The following is a 392-nucleotide window of genomic DNA, read 5'->3' as shown; positions in this document are numbered from 1 at the left end:
GCATGCCACGGCTTTCGCTGGCATAGCTACTGTTTGCGGTACGCTCGCGGTCATTCACGTTACTGTTGCGTTCGGATTGAGCCATCGTTGCACTCTCCCCTTCCGCCTTCGCGTTCAGACCCAGATCCAGCATGCCACGGCTTTCGCTGGCATAGCTACTGTTTTCGGTACGCTCGCGGTCGTTCACGTTACTGTTGCGTTCGGATTGAGCCATCGTTGCACTCTCCCCTTCTGCTTTCGCGTTCAGACCCAGATCCAGCATGCCACGGCTTTCGCTGGCATAGCTACTGTTTGCGGTACGCTCGCGGTCATTCACGTTACTGTTGCGTTCGGATTGAGCCATCGTTGCACTCTCCCCTTCCGCCTTCGCGTTCAGACCCAGATCCAGCAGC

General features: G+C 57.1%; 1 protein-coding gene. It reads right to left on the bottom strand.

Features of this window, described 5'->3' with window-relative positions:
- Positions 1–392, bottom strand: a 392-nt coding sequence (locus AB4Z30_RS30090) for a hypothetical protein (protein WP_441931232.1), incomplete at both ends; no start/stop codon positions are given.

It is taken from the genome of Paenibacillus sp. 2TAF8 (assembly GCF_052114825.1).
Taxonomy (GTDB): Bacteria; Bacillota; Bacilli; order Paenibacillales; family Paenibacillaceae; genus Paenibacillus.
The sequence above is the reverse complement of the archived record's forward strand: the minus strand, read 5'-3'. Positions and strand labels throughout refer to the sequence as shown.